Annotated in this window: 14 protein-coding genes, 3 tRNA genes and 1 pseudogene; 4 read left to right on the top strand and 14 right to left on the bottom strand. The window is 63.7% G+C overall.

What is annotated here, in order from left to right; genetic code table 11:
• Window positions 1-109: pseudogene (locus QMX96_RS21145) on the bottom strand (type VI secretion system tube protein Hcp); the annotation flags it as partial.
• Window positions 110-576: 467 nt separating this feature from the next.
• Between QMX96_RS21145 and QMX96_RS21150 the strand changes: the two are divergent.
• A complete protein-coding gene (locus tag QMX96_RS21150; RefSeq protein ID WP_043862834.1) occupies window positions 577-957 on the top strand; it encodes a RidA family protein in 381 nt (126 codons plus the stop codon).
• Between the two features lie 25 nt (window positions 958-982).
• Here the strand turns inward: QMX96_RS21150 and QMX96_RS21155 are convergent, their stop codons facing one another.
• Window positions 983-2,035 carry a hypothetical protein gene (locus tag QMX96_RS21155; protein WP_253087394.1) on the bottom strand — a complete coding sequence of 351 codons (1,053 nt, stop codon included), beginning with the start codon at window positions 2,033-2,035 and terminating at the stop codon, window positions 983-985.
• 17 nt (window positions 2,036-2,052) lie between these two features.
• Window positions 2,053-3,189, bottom strand: coding sequence for a hypothetical protein (locus tag QMX96_RS21160; protein WP_282362340.1), 1,137 nt, complete (start codon window positions 3,187-3,189; stop codon window positions 2,053-2,055).
• Window positions 3,190-3,377: 188 nt separating this feature from the next.
• On the opposite strand from QMX96_RS21160, the gene QMX96_RS21165 reads away from it, so the two are divergent.
• Together QMX96_RS21165 and QMX96_RS21170 are read left to right on the top strand one after the other, a co-directional pair.
• Window positions 3,378-4,499 carry a carbon-nitrogen hydrolase family protein gene (locus QMX96_RS21165; protein ID WP_078479725.1) on the top strand — a complete coding sequence of 374 codons (1,122 nt, stop codon included), beginning with the start codon at window positions 3,378-3,380 and terminating at the stop codon, window positions 4,497-4,499.
• Between the two features lie 3 nt (window positions 4,500-4,502).
• On the top strand, window positions 4,503-5,543 hold the full coding sequence (locus QMX96_RS21170) for an AraC family transcriptional regulator (RefSeq protein ID WP_043862838.1): 1,041 nt from the start codon (window positions 4,503-4,505) through the stop codon (window positions 5,541-5,543).
• A 287-nt stretch (window positions 5,544-5,830) separates the two neighbouring features.
• Here the strand turns inward: QMX96_RS21170 and QMX96_RS21175 are convergent, their stop codons facing one another.
• Entirely contained in the window at window positions 5,831-6,709 is an 879-nt protein-coding gene (locus QMX96_RS21175; protein ID WP_058541085.1) for a DUF2242 domain-containing protein, read from the bottom strand.
• A gap of 303 nt (window positions 6,710-7,012) precedes the next feature.
• Here QMX96_RS21175 and QMX96_RS21180 point away from each other — a divergent pair, with 303 nt between their 5' ends.
• Window positions 7,013-8,890 carry a methyl-accepting chemotaxis protein gene (locus QMX96_RS21180; RefSeq protein ID WP_213606039.1) on the top strand — a complete coding sequence of 626 codons (1,878 nt, stop codon included), beginning with the start codon at window positions 7,013-7,015 and terminating at the stop codon, window positions 8,888-8,890.
• A 158-nt stretch (window positions 8,891-9,048) separates the two neighbouring features.
• On the opposite strand, the gene QMX96_RS21185 is transcribed toward QMX96_RS21180, so the two are convergent.
• From QMX96_RS21185 to accD, 10 genes are all read right to left on the bottom strand, one after another.
• A tRNA-Asp gene (locus QMX96_RS21185) sits at window positions 9,049-9,125 on the bottom strand.
• A 95-nt stretch (window positions 9,126-9,220) separates the two neighbouring features.
• Window positions 9,221-9,297: transfer RNA gene (locus QMX96_RS21190), tRNA-Asp, on the bottom strand.
• 77 nt (window positions 9,298-9,374) lie between these two features.
• Window positions 9,375-9,450, bottom strand: a tRNA-Val gene (locus QMX96_RS21195).
• Between the two features lie 181 nt (window positions 9,451-9,631).
• Window positions 9,632-10,390: an SDR family oxidoreductase gene (locus tag QMX96_RS21200; RefSeq protein WP_167400232.1), complete on the bottom strand. Its 759-nt coding sequence runs from the start codon at window positions 10,388-10,390 to the stop codon at window positions 9,632-9,634.
• Between the two features lie 11 nt (window positions 10,391-10,401).
• Window positions 10,402-11,613, bottom strand: a complete 1,212-nt coding sequence (locus QMX96_RS21205; RefSeq protein WP_043862841.1) for an O-succinylhomoserine sulfhydrylase — start codon at window positions 11,611-11,613, stop codon at window positions 10,402-10,404.
• 16 nt (window positions 11,614-11,629) lie between these two features.
• Window positions 11,630-13,135: an amidophosphoribosyltransferase gene (gene purF, locus QMX96_RS21210; RefSeq protein WP_043862842.1), complete on the bottom strand. Its 1,506-nt coding sequence runs from the start codon at window positions 13,133-13,135 to the stop codon at window positions 11,630-11,632.
• Window positions 13,136-13,176: 41 nt separating this feature from the next.
• Window positions 13,177-13,731 (bottom strand): CvpA family protein, encoded by a 555-nt coding sequence (locus QMX96_RS21215; RefSeq protein ID WP_043862843.1) that lies wholly within the window; start codon window positions 13,729-13,731, stop codon window positions 13,177-13,179.
• 101 nt (window positions 13,732-13,832) lie between these two features.
• Window positions 13,833-14,477, bottom strand: a complete 645-nt coding sequence (locus QMX96_RS21220) for an SPOR domain-containing protein (RefSeq protein WP_058541082.1) — start codon at window positions 14,475-14,477, stop codon at window positions 13,833-13,835.
• A complete protein-coding gene (gene folC, locus QMX96_RS21225; RefSeq protein ID WP_282362341.1) occupies window positions 14,461-15,768 on the bottom strand; it encodes a bifunctional tetrahydrofolate synthase/dihydrofolate synthase in 1,308 nt (435 codons plus the stop codon). The genes QMX96_RS21220 and folC overlap by 17 nt, the downstream gene beginning before the upstream one ends.
• Entirely contained in the window at window positions 15,765-16,685 is a 921-nt protein-coding gene (accD, locus tag QMX96_RS21230; RefSeq protein WP_043862846.1) for an acetyl-CoA carboxylase, carboxyltransferase subunit beta, read from the bottom strand. Before accD ends, folC begins: the two co-directional genes overlap by 4 nt.
• Window positions 16,686-16,796: the final 111 nt, after the last annotated feature.

Here is a 16,796-nt window from a genome sequence, read left to right on the forward strand (position 1 = left end):
CTTCGTGGCCTTCCTGGTAGGTGTTGCCGACCGAATCGGCGGTGAAGGCACCGGCGGTGATCAGGCCTTGTTTGGTGCCGGTGACGGACATGTAGGCAGGTGTTGCCATGGGGGTTTGCTCCTTGCAAAAAGTGAAGCCGGACAGGCGAAAAATGCCGTGCGACTGCAAGGAGACAGTTCAAGACCCATGCCAACTGAAATTTAGTTGTTATTAATCAGTGGCTTGTGTTTTTGCTGTACGTTTTTTGAGCACTTTTGTGCGAGAAAACCCGAAAAAGTGCGCAACTTCTTGCGCAGTACTGTGCAAGAAGTTGCGCAGTTGGCTGCAGACCACGTTTATTATGGCCCGCAGCAATGTATGCACAGGGTTATCCACATTTGAGTGCGCAAGAAGTTGCGCAGTTGGGGAAATCGGCCGCGAGCATTTCAAGAGGCAAAACGAGCGTCGACTGACCGATCGATCGTCGCCGACAGGCACCCACTCACTGACGACTGAATGCGCTCGCCATCGCACCTCATGCGCCATGACCCTGTAAACTGTCGGCCAACTTGTCCCCCCTCAAACGAGAGCTGCCCATGGCCAACCACGACCTCACCTTCGTTCCCGATCTCGATGCCGACTCCATCTCCTCCGACGTTGTCGGTTTCGGCGGCGTGCTGGTCTCCACCCAGATCCCGACCCGGGCCGACGGCAGCCTGGAACTGGGCGACATCACCCTGCAGAGCGAATGCACCCTGCAAGCCCTGAAGGTGGCACTGGAGCGCGCCGGCAGCTCGATGGACAGGGTCATGCACCTGACCATCTACCTCACCGACATGGCCGACCGCGCCGCCTTCAATGCGGTGTACCAGCGCTTTTTCGCCAAGCCATGGCCAGTGCGGGCCGCAGTTGGCGTGGCCGCCCTTGCGGTCGAAGGCATGCGCGTGGAAGTGACGGCCATGGCGGCCAAGGGCTGAGACCAGCCGTAGGCGGTCGCCTGGCTCAGGACCGCGGCAGGCAGGCCAGCATCTGACGGATACGCTGCTGGGTATAGCCGGCTCGTGCAGCCGCCTCATCGATCGACTGCCGAGTCACCGTCTGCTCGATCAACCCGCCTTTGCGGGAAAATCCGGCCTGGCCAAGCACGACGAAATCGACTGGCTCGCTGATACCGTTGTAGGCACGGATATCGCTGGCGCTGCTGGCTGCTCGCCCTTTCCGGCAGCCGTCCCCTGGTTTGTCCGGGGAGGACCGAAAAGGGGGCGTCAGGCCTGACTCGACAGCGCTGCAGCGCTGCCCCACAGGGATAGGGCCGGATGCCTGCGCGGTGATTGCATTGGTGTGCAACAACTGGTGCAGCGCGATTGAGCCTTCGCCAAAAGCCGGCCCGCTTTCGCCCACAAGCGCGAACGTGCCGTTCAGGCCCTTGCCTGCGACCCAGACGATCGATCCCAGCATGCTCGCCTTGGCGGCCACCGCTATGGGCAGTGACTCGGAGTCCAGAGGCTGCACCTGGCCATCCACCTTGTGGCGCAATGAGGTGGTGGAAACATAGCTCTGCACCGTGGCGCCGCTCACGGTGTCAAGCAGCGGCCCCTTGCGCAGGCGGCCCTTGCCATTTCCGATGAGGTAGCGCCCATTGCCGCAGGATGTTCTGGCCTGCCCTGGCGCAAAGGGCTCGACTTCCATGGCATACACGCAGAACTCGGGCGTGTGCTCGGCAAACCCTTTGAGTTCCGCCTTCAGAAAAGCGTTTCGGCAATCAAGGTCGCATCGATAGCGGACACCTTTGCGCATGATCGAAAGGCCGTTGGCGATATAGGTGAACCCATGATCGCCAACGGTGTAGGCGCCCTTGCCACCATCCGGATTCACTGCCAGCCGCGCACGCACGGCGATCGAGCCATCCTTGAACACTCGCGTCACCAACACTCGGGAATCACCCTTGCTGCTGGTCAGTGTGCCAGGCGTACCGCAATCCTCGGCGCCTGAAGCCATTGACGCGGCGAGCAGAAAGCCCGCAGCAAGCCCGGACAGTACCGTTGGGCCAGACATTCTCGATCCCCCCCAGCTCAAGGACCAGCCGCAGGAGCGGCGGAGATACTGATGTAGAAGTCGATGGTGACTTCGCCCTTCTGGCTATCCGTCAGATAGGCCTTCAGCGGTTTCCGGGTCTGCCTGAGCGCCTTGACCTCCACCCAGTAGCTTCTGTTTTCAGTAATCACCCTGATTTCGGCAGCGCCCTGATCGGCTGAGTCCTGGGTTGCGTAGGTGATGCGCAGGTCGCCGGAGGAGTTCAGGATCAGAAAGCGCTCCTGCCCGCCTGCCACCATGTCCAGTGTGGATCCGGATGGCAGCCCTTTGATCGAGGGCACTTGCCCCTGAAACGGGTTGCAACCGGGAGCATCACTGTCAAAGCCCGGTGCAGTGGTGTAGATGCGCGCAATCCATTCATTGGCCTCATCGGCCAGCAAGGCCGCCTGGAGCTGCTGCTGGGCATTGAAACGTCCATTGATGGAAATAGGCGCCAGGCTGGCTGACCACGCGTTCTTCGTGCCGTCCGGCGGGGGAACCGGCCGTGACCCGATCGCGTCGGAGATGATCCGGTACGTCACCTCAGGGGCAGGCTGCAATGCAGCCAGGTAGTTATTGAGCGCCGCGACGATTTCGACCAGTTTCTCCTTGTACACCCTGTCGAATGCCTTCGCCCTGGAAATCGCGCCATACAACGAGTAGGCATTGGTAATCGACACGGCTCCAGAGCCAGCCTTCAGCTGGGCGATGCGCCTTATCAGCTCGTTACCCTCCTCGAGGCTGGCCCGCTCGTATATCGACTCGACACACATCACCGCTTGCACGCCACGGTGATAAAGCTGCTCTCTGGTGGGTTTGTACTGCGCAGCGGAAAAACCATAGAGCGATGCACTGCCAGCCGCAAGCGCTGCCACCTGGTGACCGTTGCCTGCAGTGACGGCCTTGTAGCCCCCAAGACCCAGCGCACCTGCCAGCGCCAATGACGATCCCGACTGCCAGTAGGCCAATCCGTTGGTCTTGCCCTGGAGCTCCATGCGGATCTTGCTGGCCAGTTGCGAGCCAGTGGCAGTCTTTGTTTCAGGCGCGATACTCTGCACATAAGGGTTGAACAGCGCACAGGATGCGAGCAGCGCGGCCCCGCCCATGACCAGCAGTCTGACCAGCCGTATCGTCATGATGCCAATCCTTTGGAAGGCTGTAACAACGACGATAGATCCGCCATGGCAAATAGCAAGTGCGCCAGTATTTAAGACGCCTGCAGCAGTCCTATGCTTCGACTCAGGGCCCAGTGCGAGCAGGATATGTTTCACCAACCCCCTGTTTCCAGTACCCTCGACGCAACTGCGGACATACATCTGATTCCATGCGAAAACTTCTGCTTGGCGCCCTGGCGCTTGTTCTGACTGCCATGCTCCTGGGCTATGGCCTGTGGACCGAACAACGCCCGGCCGGCCACTACCTGTCCGACCTTCGTGTTGAAGTGGCGCTGAACCAGGGCGTGCCCGCCGACAAGGGCAATCTGCTGGGCATCGAGCCACTGCTGTATCCGGGCGACTACCAGAACCTGGCCCTGCTGCACCGCAAGCTCGCCGCCTACCTTGAACACGCTCGCACCCAGGGCCTGGTCGGCCCGCGCACGATCGTGGTGCTGCCCGAGCATATCGGCACCTGGCTGTGGGCCCGCGGCGAAAAGAAAGAGCTGTACCAGGTCACCCGCCTGCAGGAGGCCTGGCAATGGCTGGAGCTGAGCAACCCGCTGCGCTACGGGCTGGCGATGTTCAACGCCGAGGGCGACGACCGCCGCGCCGATGCGCACCTGCGCATGAAGGCCACGCAGATGGCAGCCGACTACCAGCAACTGTTCGGCGGCCTGGCCAGGGAGTTCGGCGTGACCCTGGTGGCCGGTTCCATCGTGCTGCCCACGCCGTATGCAGAGCAAGGCATCCTTCACAGTGGCAGCGGCGCGCTGTACAACAACGGCGTGGTATTCGCCAGCGACGGCAAGGTGATCGGCCAGCCGCAACGCCAGCAATACCCCGACAGTGAAGTGCGCCGCTTCATCCGCAGCGGCGATGCCTATCCGCTGCAAGTATTCGATACACCCGCAGGCCGCCTCGGCGTATTGGTGGGCAGCGACAGCTGGTACCCGGCCAACTACCAGCAACTGGCCGCGCAGTCGGCACAACTGATCGCGGTACCCGCCTTCATCAGCGGCCGAGACAGCTGGACCGCCCCCTGGCGCGGCAACCGCCACCAGCCGATGGCCGTGAGCCTGCCGCTCAAGGCCGGCCAGGTCGAGGAAGGCCAGGCCTGGCAGCGCCTGATCGGCCACGGCCAAAGCGCCGATACCGCCCTGCTGAGCGTGTTCCTGCGCGGCCAGTTCTGGGAAATTGCCGGCGACGGCCTGGGCTTCACCAGCCGCGACGGGCACTACGTCAGTGCCAGCAGTCATCCCGGCGCGCGCCTGCTCAACCTCTGGCTGTAACCGATGAACCGACCACGGGTACGCCTGGGGGATCTGTCGGTGGGGTTCATCCAGAGCCTTGCGCAGGCGCTGCAGCAACTGGGGCATGATCCGGCCCCCCTTCTGCAACGCTACGGGCTTGTGCCTGCACGGCTGGCCGAAGCCGGTGCGCGCCTGTCGATTCCGCGCTACATGCACCTGGGGCATGCCGCCATTGCACTCAGCAACGAACCGGCGCTGGGCTTGCACATGGGCCGCCTGAGCCGCCTGAACCAGGCCGGCCTGGCCGGTGTAGCCGCCGCCCAGGCCCCTACCCTGGGCGAGGCCGCGCGTACGCTGGTGCGTTTCGAGCCGCTGTACGCCGCCAACTACCGTGGCCAGTCCAGCCTCCATGAGGACAATCAGGGCGCCTGGCTGCGCTTCTATTCGATCAGCCCGTACAACGACTACAACCGCTTCGTGGTCGACTCGGTACTGGCCGGCTGGCTGGCACAACTGTCGGGGCTGGTGGGGGTGGCAGTGCAGGCAGAGCGCATGGAGATCGAGTTTTGCGCGCCCGCCTATGCCGACCGTTACCAGGCCCTGTGCAGCAGCCCGGTGCAGTTCGGGGCCACACATAATCAGTTGCGCCTGGACCGCGCCAGCCTGGCGCTGCGCAACCCGGCCCATTGCCCCAGCACCTGGCAGCACCTGTTGCAGCTATGCGAGCAGGAACTGGCGGAGCGCACGCGCATGCGCAGCCTGGCTGAGCGTATCGCCCATCTGCTGGGGCCGTTGCTCAACGGCGGACGTGAACCGGACCTGGGTGAAGTGGCGGCGCAGCTGCAACTGCCCACTTGGACCTTACGGCGCAAGCTGGCCGAGGAAGGCACGCAGTTTCGGGCGATTCTGAACGACACGCGCCGCGATCTGGCTGTGACCTACATCCGCGACACGGAGCTGGCCTTTGGCGAAATAGCCTACCTGCTGGGGTTTGCGTCGGCAGAGGCCTTTCAGCGCGCATTCAAGCGCTGGAACGGCGTGACGCCGGGGGACTTTCGCCGCAGCCAGCGGCGGGGCGCATGAGCCCGATCAGAGCTCGGTAGCGTCTTCGGCCGGCTCTGGCGGGTCGAGTTCGAATGCGCGGTATTCCAGCAGTTCTTCTTGATAGTCGTCCATTGCCTGCTCCTTGGTTTTCTCGATCATGTCATTGAGTCGTGCTTCACCCTAAAGTGCCCAGATGAAGAAAAAATGACCGTGACGTGACAGGCTGGCGCAAGGTGGCTAGCCCTTCGCTGGCAAGCCAGCGAAAAGCACAAGCGCTCAGCCCATTGAGATAAACGTAGCAGGCAATCGATGATTTATCCGATGCGTCACAGCGGCGCAGGCGCGTCGGGCGTCGGGGCCGCTGGAGGCTGCGCCGGTGCGGCGGCAGGCTCGGTGGGCGGTGCAGTCTGTTCGACCGTGATCGGCGCCGCATCCTGGGGCGGCGCCACAGGCTGCGAGCTCTTGCTGTCGTCGACCAGCGGTGCAGCCGGCGCTTGCGCTGCCGGTACCGCCACCACCGGCGCTGCGACCTCGGCAGGTGCCGCAGGGGCCGGAGCCTGCGCCGGCGCGGCCTCGACGGCCGGAGCGCTTGGCGCAGCAGGCGCAGGTTCGGGCACTCCCAGGTCGAGAGCCGGCTTGGCGGGTTCGGCCTTGGGCTCGACCTTGGCCTTCTTGCTCGGCTTGGGCAGGAAACTCTCGACCAACGCAAAGTAGCGCTCGTAGAACTTGGGCGAGGTCACCGTTTCGCTGGCCACTTTGACCATGGAGTCGTCCGACGAGCCGATCGGCATCGACACCGACCCCAGCACACCCACCCCGAGGCTGGCCGAAGTGTTGGATTTTTTCAGCGCATAACGGTCCTGCAGGGCATTGGCGAACATGGTCGAGCGCTGACCGGAACCGGTGTCGTTGGCACAGACCACGTTGAAGCTGATCTGCAGGTGCGAGTCGCCCGTCTGCTGGAAGCTCTTGTTGCCATTGACCTGGCCCGGTTCGCTGGTGGTGATGATGTAGCCCTGGCTGAGCAGCGCGCGCCGGGCAGCCTCGCAGGTACCTGCTTCGCTGACCGGAAAGCTGCGCGAGAAGGTGCCCGAGTCGTCGAAGTTCTCGTGTTCGTAGATGGCGGCTTTCTTCGAGGAACAGCCGGCAACGCCCGCCAGCACAAGGGCCAGCCCGAGCGCAGTGAAGACGGTTGACTTTGACATTGAAAATCCTGCGAAAAACGGTCGGCGCCTATTGTGCATCACATCCGCAGATGACTGAAACCGCAACCGGGCGATCCGGCACTAAATTTCACCTGCACAGCGGCTGGCCTGCACTACACAGCCGTCCTGAACCATTGGTCGCGATTTTTTTCGTTCACTATTTAACCAGCTTTCCCACGTCATACCGGGAAATGTCTGACTCCCCGCTACACCTTGAGCCCATCGATACTGGCCCGGCATGCGACAGAAAATGGCAATACGCCACTACGTCAGCGACTGACCATCGACCCAGGAGCATTCAAGGTGAAAAACATATCGGTGAAAGTGAAGCTGGCCCTCGGTTTCGCGAGTATCGTGCTGCTGATGGCGCTCCTCGCCGTGATCGGCATTCGCAGCCTCAACACCCTGACCACCCGTGCCGATCGGCTGGTGTCGGTCAATCACGTGCTCGACCACACCAATGACATTCGCGCCGCGCGCCTGTCGTATGAACACCACGGCGACGAAAACCTTGCGGCGCAATTGAACACCTCTTACAGCACCCTGGTGGCGCTGATCGAGGAGAACCTCCAGCGCCTGGACGACGCAGTGTCCAGGCAGCAGTTGCAACACGTGCTGGAAAACATGCAGGGCTACATGCAGCAGTTTCGCCAGCTGCAAACCGCCCAGCAGGACATAGGCCGCATCCAGGCCGATTCCGAGCGCCTGGGCAGCAGCCTGCAGAACGATGTCCGTACGCTGACCCAGGCGCTGTACCAGGACGACGCCGGCAACGTCCGTCGCGACCTTGCCACCCTCAACGACGCCCTGAGCGACCTGCGCCAGAACAGCCTGGCCATGATGCGCGAGGGCAGCACCAAACGCCTGGACACGGTGCGTGAGGCCCACACACGCGCCAATGACAGCGTGAAGCGCCTGGGCAGCGGTCACCCGCAACTGGGTAGACTGCCCTCCGACCTGGACCAGTACCTGCAACTGGCCGAGCGCTTTGCCCGCGATGTCGAGCAGCAGGCCCGCAGCCGTACGGTGCTGGTGAGCAATATCGAAACCAGCCTGGAAGCGATCAATACGCTGATCGCACGCCAGAATCAGCTCAGCGTCGACGAATCCAGCCACAGCCGTGCATTGATGCTCGGGCTGCTGGTTGGCGCCATGCTGCTGGGCGGTGCGATCGGCTGGGTGATCATCCGCCAGATCACCCAGCCGTTGCAGCAGGCCGTAGTGATCGCGCGTCGTATCGGTGCCGGCGACCTGAGGGATAACAGCAGCGAGCTGCGCCGTGACGAGTTTGGCCAGTTGCTCCAAGCCCTCTCCCAAAGCGGCGACAACCTGCGCGGTGTGCTGGGCCAGGTGGGCACCGTTACCGCTCAGTTGTCAGCGGCGGCCGAGCAGCTCTCGGCCATCACCGAACAGACCCGTGCCGGCGTCGACAGCCAGAAACTGGAGACCGACCAGGTCGCCACGGCCATGAGCGAAATGGTAGCCACGGTGCAGGAAGTGGCGCGCAATGCCGAGCAGGCCAGTACCGCCACCCGCCAGGCCAACAGCCAGGCCAGCCAGGGCAATCTGGTGGTACAGCGCGCACTGACCCAGATCGACCAGTTGGCCGACGACATCGGCACCTCCGCCGACGCCGTCGGCAGGTTGTCCGAAGAGAGCGAACGCATCGGCAGTGTGATGACGGTGATCAATGCCATCGCCGAGCAGACCAACCTGCTGGCGCTCAACGCCGCCATCGAGGCGGCACGTGCCGGCGAGGCCGGGCGTGGCTTCGCCGTGGTGGCCGATGAGGTGCGCGGGCTGGCCCAACGCACCCAGCAGTCCACCGCAGAGATCGAGACATTGATCGGGTCATTGCAGCAGGGTGCGCAGAGGGCTGCAGAACGCATGCACACCAGCCAGGGCATGGTCGGTACGACAGTCGGGCTGGCCAATGAGGCAGGCGTGGAGCTGCAGGCCATCACACACACGGTCACGCACATCCAGGCCATGAACGTGCAGATCGCGACCGCCGCCGAACAGCAGAGCGCGGTAGCCGAAGAGATCGGTCGCAGCGTGATCAGTGTGCGTGATGTGGCCGAACAGACGTCCACCGCCTCGGCGCACACTGCCACCTCGGCGGCAGAGCTGGCGCGCCTGGGCACTGAGCTGCAAGGGCTGCTTTCGCGCTTCAAGGTTTGAGGGGCATATTCTTTCGCCAGCAAGGCCGGCACCTGCAGGCAATACGTCGCCAGCAGGTGCCAGCCTTGGCGGCCAGGCTTTTCTGCAGGCACAAAAAAAGCGACCCTAAGGTCGCTTTTTTTGTTGCTTCGAGGAGTTCAAGGGCCTCGAGGCGGATATGGCGCAGCGGACGGGACTCGAACCCGCGACCCCCGGCGTGACAGGCCGGTATTCTAACCGACTGAACTACCGCTGCGTATCGCACAGGCTTTCACCTGCTTGAAACTGGGATCTGGCCTGAAGCCTTGGCTTCGGACCTCAAACCGGTTGTTGAACCGATCTGGAGAAAAGTGGCGCAGCGGACGGGACTCGAACCCGCGACCCCCGGCGTGACAGGCCGGTATTCTAACCGACTGAACTACCGCTGCGCATAGTGGACTTGCGTCCTGTTCCTCTCTGGTAACACCGTCTTTCGAAAGTGTCGGGCCAGGAACATCTCAGGAAGTGGTGGGTGATGACGGGATCGAACCGCCGACCCTCTGCTTGTAAGGCAGATGCTCTCCCGGCTGAGCTAATCACCCGTGTGCTTCGCTGAGGTGGTGAAATTTACGCAGGTATCGAACCTAAGTCAATACCAGTGTTGAAGTTTTTTTCACTTTCGTAAAAAAACAGCTGCAGGCTTCAAGCAACAAGCTGCAAGTAAAAGCAGAATCAAAAGCCGATTGCACAGGTTCTTGCAGCGTGTCGCGTGAAGCCTGCCGCTTACGTGTAAATCATCTTCTTGGTCATGCCACCGTCCACCACGAACTCCTGGCCGGTGACAAAACCCGCGTTGCGCGACAACAGCCATGCCACCATCGCCGCCACATCTTCCACGGTCCCTACCCTGCCCGCCGGGTGCTGCGCATGGTCGGCCTCGCTCAAGGGCTCGGCACGGCGCAGCGAAGGGTCCCGCGCATCGATCCAGCCAGGGCTGACAGCGTTGACGCGGATCTCCGGGCCCAGGCTCATGGCCAGTGCGTGGGTCAGGGCCAGCAGCCCGCCCTTGCTCGCAGCATAGGCCTCGGTATCGGGTTCGGACTGTGCCGCACGGGTGGACACCAGGTTGACGATGGCGCCGCAATGCGCGCGCAGGTAAGGCGCACAGTGCTTGGCCAGCAGCATCGGGCCACCCAGGTTGACCGCCAGCACGCGGTTCCAGTGGTTCAGGCTGAGGCTTTCGAGGGTGGTATTGTGCGGGTCGGCAATCGCCGCGTTGCACACCAGCGCATCCAGGCGTCCGAACTGCCCCAGCACCTCGGCCACGCCCACCGTCACCTGGGCCTCGTCGGCCACGTCCATGCCGACGAACCAGGCGTTGTCACCGAGCACCTTGGCCACCTTCGCGCCACGGGCCCGATCCAGGTCGGTGAGCACCACTTGCCAGCCCTCGCTGATCAGCCAGGCCGCGATGCCCAGGCCGATCCCGCGTGCAGCGCCGGTTACCAGCGCCACACGCCCGTTGTGGCTGCTCTCGCTCACCGACCAGTCGATCACAGCGCCGCCAGACCGCGCGCCAGGTCGGCCTGCAGGTCGCCCACGTCTTCCAGGCCCACGGCAACCCTGATCAGGCTGTCGCGAATCCCGGCGGCCTCACGCTCCTGCGGCGCCAGACGGCCGTGGGAGGTGGTGGCCGGGTGGGTGATGGTGGTCTTGCTGTCACCCAGGTTGGCGGTGATCGAAATCAGCCGCGTGGCGTCGATGAAGCGCCATGCGCCCTCCTTGCCACCCTTGACCTCAAAGCTCACCACCGCACCGAAGCCGCGCATCTGGCGCTTGGCCAGCTCGTGCTGCGGGTGGCTTGGCAGGCCCGCGTAATGCACCTTCTCGACACCGTCCTGCTGCTCCAGCCACTCGGCCAGGGCCTGGGCATTGGCGCAGTGGGCGCGCATGCGCAGGTTCAGCGTTTCCAGGCCCTTGAGGAACACCCAGGCGTTGAACGGGCTCAGCGTCGGCCCCGCAGTACGCAGAAAGCCCACTACTTCCTTCATGTGCTCGTTGCGCCCGGCGACCACGCCGCCCATGCAGCGGCCCTGGCCGTCGATGAACTTGGTCGCCGAATGCATGACGATGTCCGCGCCCAGCTTCAATGGCTGTTGCAGGGCCGGAGTGCTGAAGCAATTGTCCACCACCAGCAGCGCGCCCCGGGCATGGGCGATCTCGGCCAGCGCGCCGATGTCTACCAGCTCGGCCAGCGGATTGGACGGCGACTCGACGAACAGCAGCCTGGTATTGGGCTTGATCGCCTGTTCCCAGCCAGCCAGGTTGGCCAGCGGCACGTAGTCGACCTGCACGCCGAAGCGCTTGAAGTACTTCTCGAACAGGCTGATGGTCGAACCGAACACGCTCTGCGAGACCAGCACGTGGTCGCCAGCGCTGCACAAGGCCATCACCAGTGACAGGATCGCGGACATGCCTGTGGAGGTGGCGACCGCCTGCTCGGCGCCTTCCAGGGCGGCGATGCGCTCCTCGAAGGCCCTTACGGTCGGGTTGGTGTAGCGCGAATAGACGTTGCCTGGAACCTCGCCGGCGAACCGCGCAGCGGCATCGGCCGCCGTACGGAACACGTAGCTGGAGGTGAAAAACAGCGGGTCGCTGTGCTCACCTTCCGGCGTGCGATGCTGGCCGGCGCGTACCGCCAGCGTATCGAAAGCGACCCCGTCGAGGTCGCTGTCCAGGCGCCCGGCATCCCATTGCTGTGTCATGCCGTTGCTCCCCTTGTCAGTTGTTGTAAAGGTCGATGATCGCGCTGACCGCCTGGTTCTTGACCTTGGAGGCGTCGTTGCGCGCCTGCTCGATCTTGTCCAGGTAGGCGGCGTCGATGTCGCCAGTCACGTACTGGCCATCGAATACCGCGCAATCGAAATGCTCGATCTTGATCTTGCCACCACCTACAGCCTCGATCAGGTCCGGCAGGTCCTGGTAGACCAGCCAGTCGGCGCCGATCAGTTCGGCCACGTCCTGGGTGCTGCGGTTGTGCGCGATCAGTTCATGAGCGCTCGGCATGTCGATGCCGTAGACGTTGGGGAAACGCACCGCTGGCGCGGCGGAGCAGAAGTAGACGTTCTTCGCGCCGGCTTCGCGGGCCATCTGGATGATCTGCTTGCAGGTGGTGCCGCGCACGATCGAGTCGTCGACCAGCATCACGTTCTTGCCGCGGAACTCCAGCTCGATGGCATTGAGCTTCTGGCGTACCGACTTCTTGCGCGCGGCCTGGCCGGGCATGATGAAGGTACGGCCGATGTAGCGGTTCTTGACGAAGCCTTCACGGAACTTCACGCCCAGGTGGTTGGCCAGTTCCAGCGCCGCTGTACGGCTGGTGTCGGGAATCGGGATGACCACGTCGATGTCGTGCTCGGGACGCTCGCGCAGGATCTTCTCGGCAAGCTTCTCGCCCATGCGCAGGCGCGCCTTGTACACCGAAACACCGTCGATGATCGAATCCGGGCGGGCCAGGTAAACGTGCTCGAAGATGCAGGGGGAAAGCTTGGGCGCGATGGCGCACTGGCGGGTGTGCAGCTTGCCTTCTTCGGTGATGTACACCGCTTCGCCCGGCGCCAGGTCGCGGATCAGGGTGAAGCCGAGCACGTCCAGCGAGACGCTTTCGGAGGCGATCATGTATTCGACGCCTTCGTCGGTGTGACGCTGGCCGAACACGATCGGGCGGATGCCGTTCGGATCGCGGAAGCCGACGATGCCGTAGCCGGTGATCATCGCCACCACCGCGTAGCCACCCACGCAACGGTTGTGCACGTCGGTCACGGCGGCGAACACGTCTTCCTCGGTCGGTTGCAGCTTGCCGCGCACCGCCAGCTCATGGGCGAATACGTTGAGCAGCACTTCGGAGTCGGAGTTGGTGTTGACGTGGCGCAGGTCGGACTCGTAGATCTCCTTGGCCAGTTGCTCCACATTGGTCAGGTTGCCGTTGTGCGCCAGGGTGATGCCATACGGCGAGTTGACGTAGAACGGCTGGGCCTCGGCCGAGGTCGAGCTGCCCGCGGTCGGGTAGCGCACATGACCGATGCCCATGTGGCCCACCAGACGCTGCATGTGACGCTGCTGGAACACGTCACGTACCAGGCCGTTGTCCTTGCGCAGGAATAGTCGGCCATCATGGCTTGTAACGATACCGGCAGCATCCTGGCCGCGGTGCTGGAGCACGGTTAGCGCGTCATACAGCGCCTGATTGACGTTCGACTTACCGACGATACCGACGATGCCACACATGCGACGCAACCCCTACATTATGAAACTTGACGGATCAGCACTCAGGGCGCTTTGGGCCCAAGCAACTGTTCTTGAAACGGGAGATCAGCCGGTGCGCTGATTCCGCTGGCTAGCCACTGGCTGGTCAGCCCCAGAATGAGGTTTTTCGACCAGTCAGCCACCAATAGAAATTGTGGCAGCAGGCGAGACTCCTGCCACCACGGGTCCTGTTGTACCGGCCCCAGGCTCAGCAGCCCGACCGCCACCACGACGAGCAGGGCCCCGCGAGCGGCGCCGAACGCCATGCCCAGGAAGCGATCGGTCCCGGACAACCCGGTGACGCGAATCAGCTCGCCGATCAGAAAATTGATCATTGCCCCCACCAGCAAGGTGGCGACGAAAAGAATGGCACATCCGGCTATCACCCGCGCCGACGGCGTCTGGATGTAGCCTTCAAGGTACTGCGAGATACCGCCACCGAACATCCAGGCGACCGCACCGGCGATGATCCAGGTAAGCAGCGACAAGGCTTCCTTGACGAAACCGCGCTTGAGACTGATCAGCGAAGAAACGGCGATGATCGCGAGAATCGCCCAGTCGACCCAGGTAAATGCCACAGTGCTGCCTGCAAACGGATAAGGCGGCGCATTTTACCAGAGCGGTGGGCTATCGGTAAGCGGTGATTTGCCGTCCGGCGGCGGCCGGACGGCGGGGAGGGTCAGCTACGTTCGGGCTGGAAGCGCACCACAAAACCCTTGAGGTTCTGCTGGCGGTTGATCACATCGCGCAAGCGCTCGGCTTCGGCACGCTCGATCAGCGGCCCGACGAACACCCGGTTGGTACCTTCGGCCGAGCGGATATAGGCGTTGTAGCCCTGGCTGCGCAGGGTTTTCTGCAGGTTCTCGGCATTGGCGCGGTTGGACAGGCTGGCCAGTTGCACCGACCAGCTCACCGGCAGGCCATTGCCATCGACCTTGGCAGGTGCACTGGCAACCGGCTTGGCCGGGGCCGCCGCAGGCTTGCTGACCGGCGCAGGCGTGGCCGGCTTGGCCTCCGCCACCGGCGCGGCGGGCGCTGGGGTGGGTGCAGTCACCACCGGTGCCGGGGCAATGGGCGTGCTCGGTGCGCTGGGTTCCTGGGCGGTGAGCGCCTCATCCTGGATCACCTGCGGCTCGGGCACCTCCACCGGCTCCACCTGCACCTGCGGCAAGGCCGGCACAGCCGGGGCGGCGGGCGCCTCGACATGCACCTGGCGCAGCTCGTCCTCACGGGTGAACAGCATCGGCAGGAAGATCACCGCCAGTGCCACCAGCACCAGCGCGCCCACCATCCGCTGCTTGACGACTTTATCCAGCAACGCCATTTGCCCCGTCCTCCATGGTCTGCCGGCTCAGCCACTGCAGGGCCTCGCCGACACAGAAAAATGATCCGAACAGCAGGATCTGGTCGCCTGCCGTCGCTTGCGCGCACTGCCCGTCAAGGGCGTCGGCGACGCTTGCATACGACTTCACGTCGGCGCCAAGGTTCTGCAACGCGGCCTGCAACTCGCTTGCAGGCCGGCTGCGGGCGGTATCCAGTGGCGCGACCGCCCAGTGGGCCACTTGCGCATGCAGCGGTTCGATCACCCCGGCCAGGTCCTTGTCGGCCAGCAGGCCGAACACCGCCAGGCGCCTGCCGGCCACCGGGCGCGAAGCCAGGCGCTGAGCGAGGTACTGGGCCGCATGTGGATTATGGCCGACGTCGAGCAGAATGCTCAGGTGCTTGCCCTGCCAGATGAACTGGCGACGGTCGAGACGCCCGACGATACGGGTGTCGCGCAGTGCCTGGGCGATCTGAGCGGCATTCCAGGGCAGGCCGGTCAGCAGGTAGGTCTGCAGCGCCAGCGCCGCGTTTTCCATGGGCAGATCGAGCAACGGCAGGTCGTGCAGCTCGACGGCATTGCCGTGCGCATCCACGCCCCGCCACTGCCAGTACTGGTCGGTGCTGGACAGGTCGAAGTCGCGTCCGCGCAGCAGGAACCGGCAGCCTAGTTCGCGTGCCTTGTCCAGCAACGGCTGCGGCGGGTCGAGGTCGCCACACAGCGCCGGCTTGTCGGCACGGAAAATCCCGGCCTTCTCGAAGGCCACCGACTCACGGGTATCGCCAAGGAAATCGCAATGGTCGACACCGATACTGGTGACCACGGCAAGGTCGGCGTCCACCAGGTTGACGGTGTCGAGCCGCCCGCCCAGGCCCACTTCAAGCACCACGGCGTCCAGCGCCGACTGCTGGAACAGCCAGAACGCCGCCAGGGTACCGGCCTCGAAGTAGGTCAGGGAGGTCTCGCCACGCGCCGCTTCGACGGCGGCGAATGCCTGGCACAGCTGCGCATCGCTGGCCTGCTGGCCGTCGATCTGCACCCGCTCGTTGTAGCGCAGCAGGTGCGGCGAGCTGTAGACCCCGACCTTCAGGCCCTGGGCCTGCAGCAGGCTGGCCACGAAGGCACAGGTAGAGCCCTTGCCATTGGTGCCGGTAACGGTAATCACCCGAGGCGCGGGCTGGCCCAGCCCGAGGCGCGTTGCGACCTGCCGCGAACGCTCCAGGCCCATGTCGATTGTCGACGGGTGCAACTGCTCGAGGTAGGCGAGCCACTCGCCCAGGGTGCGCTGGGTCATACGTTGGCAGGCACCGGTGGTACCACGATCGGCTCGATCACGGGGGCGACGAACTTCGGCGTCGGCAGGCCCATCATCTGTGCCAGCAGATTGCCCAGGCGCGGGCGCAGTTCGGATCGAGCGATGATCATGTCGATGGCACCGTGCTCCAGCAGGAACTCGCTGCGCTGGAAGCCTTCAGGCAGTTTTTCGCGCACGGTCTGTTCGATAACCCGAGGGCCGGCAAAGCCGATCAGCGCCTTGGGCTCGCCTACGATCACGTCGCCGAGCATTGCCAGGCTGGCCGAAACGCCCCCGTAAACAGGGTCGGTGAGAACCGAGATGAACGGGATGCCTTCTTCGCGCAGGCGCGCCAGCACGGCGGAGGTCTTGGCCATCTGCATCAGCGAGATCAGCGCTTCCTGCATGCGCGCGCCGCCCGAGGCCGAGAAGCAGACCATCGGACAACGGTTTTCCAGGGCATAGTTGGCGGCACGCACGAAACGCTCGCCGACGATGGCACCCATCGAACCGCCCATGAAGGAGAACTCGAACGCACTGACCACCACCGGCATGCCCAGCAGGGTACCGCTCATGGAAACCAGGGCGTCCTTTTCGCCGGTCTGCTTCTGCGCAGCAACCAGGCGGTCCTTGTACTTCTTGCCGTCGCGGAACTTCAGGCGGTCGACCGGCTCCAGGTCGGCACCCAGCTCATTGCGGCCTTCGGCGTCGAGGAAGATGTCGATGCGTGCACGTGCGCCGATGCGCATGTGGTGATTGCACTTGGGGCACACATCCAGGGTCTTTTCCAGCTCCGGACGATACAGCACGGCCTCGCAGGACGGGCATTTGTGCCACAGCCCTTCGGGTACCGAGCTCTTCTTCACCTCGGAACGCATGATCGAAGGGATCAGTTTGTCTACCAACCAGTTGCTCATGCTTTCTTTCTCCAGTAGCGGCGACCGGCAGGCAAAAGTTGCCGGGTCACGCGTATGCCCTTGAGCTCAATTCGTGTATGACGCGATGATGAGCCGTGGCCGGCGGTGCGC

Origin of the sequence: Pseudomonas sp. PS01300 (assembly GCF_029960155.1) — a bacterium.
Classification (GTDB): Bacteria; Pseudomonadota; Gammaproteobacteria; order Pseudomonadales; family Pseudomonadaceae; genus Aquipseudomonas; species Aquipseudomonas palmensis.

Excerpts from the sequence above, each read along its gene's own strand:
- QMX96_RS21150 (WP_043862834.1), top strand. The coding sequence starts at position 577 with ATGGCCAACCACGACCTCACCTTCGTTCCCGATCTCGATGCCGACTCC.
- QMX96_RS21165 (WP_078479725.1), top strand. The coding sequence starts at position 3,378 with ATGCGAAAACTTCTGCTTGGCGCCCTGGCGCTTGTTCTGACTGCCATG.
- QMX96_RS21220 (WP_058541082.1), bottom strand. The coding sequence starts at position 14,477 with ATGGCGTTGCTGGATAAAGTCGTCAAGCAGCGGATGGTGGGCGCGCTG.
- QMX96_RS21160 (WP_282362340.1), bottom strand. The coding sequence starts at position 3,189 with ATGACGATACGGCTGGTCAGACTGCTGGTCATGGGCGGGGCCGCGCTG.
- QMX96_RS21175 (WP_058541085.1), bottom strand. The coding sequence starts at position 6,709 with ATGTCAAAGTCAACCGTCTTCACTGCGCTCGGGCTGGCCCTTGTGCTG.
- QMX96_RS21155 (WP_253087394.1), bottom strand. The coding sequence starts at position 2,035 with ATGTCTGGCCCAACGGTACTGTCCGGGCTTGCTGCGGGCTTTCTGCTC.
- QMX96_RS21170 (WP_043862838.1), top strand. The coding sequence starts at position 4,503 with ATGAACCGACCACGGGTACGCCTGGGGGATCTGTCGGTGGGGTTCATC.
- accD (WP_043862846.1), bottom strand. The coding sequence starts at position 16,685 with ATGAGCAACTGGTTGGTAGACAAACTGATCCCTTCGATCATGCGTTCC.
- purF (WP_043862842.1), bottom strand. The coding sequence starts at position 13,135 with ATGTGTGGCATCGTCGGTATCGTCGGTAAGTCGAACGTCAATCAGGCG.
- folC (WP_282362341.1), bottom strand. The coding sequence starts at position 15,768 with ATGACCCAGCGCACCCTGGGCGAGTGGCTCGCCTACCTCGAGCAGTTG.
- QMX96_RS21205 (WP_043862841.1), bottom strand. The coding sequence starts at position 11,613 with ATGACACAGCAATGGGATGCCGGGCGCCTGGACAGCGACCTCGACGGG.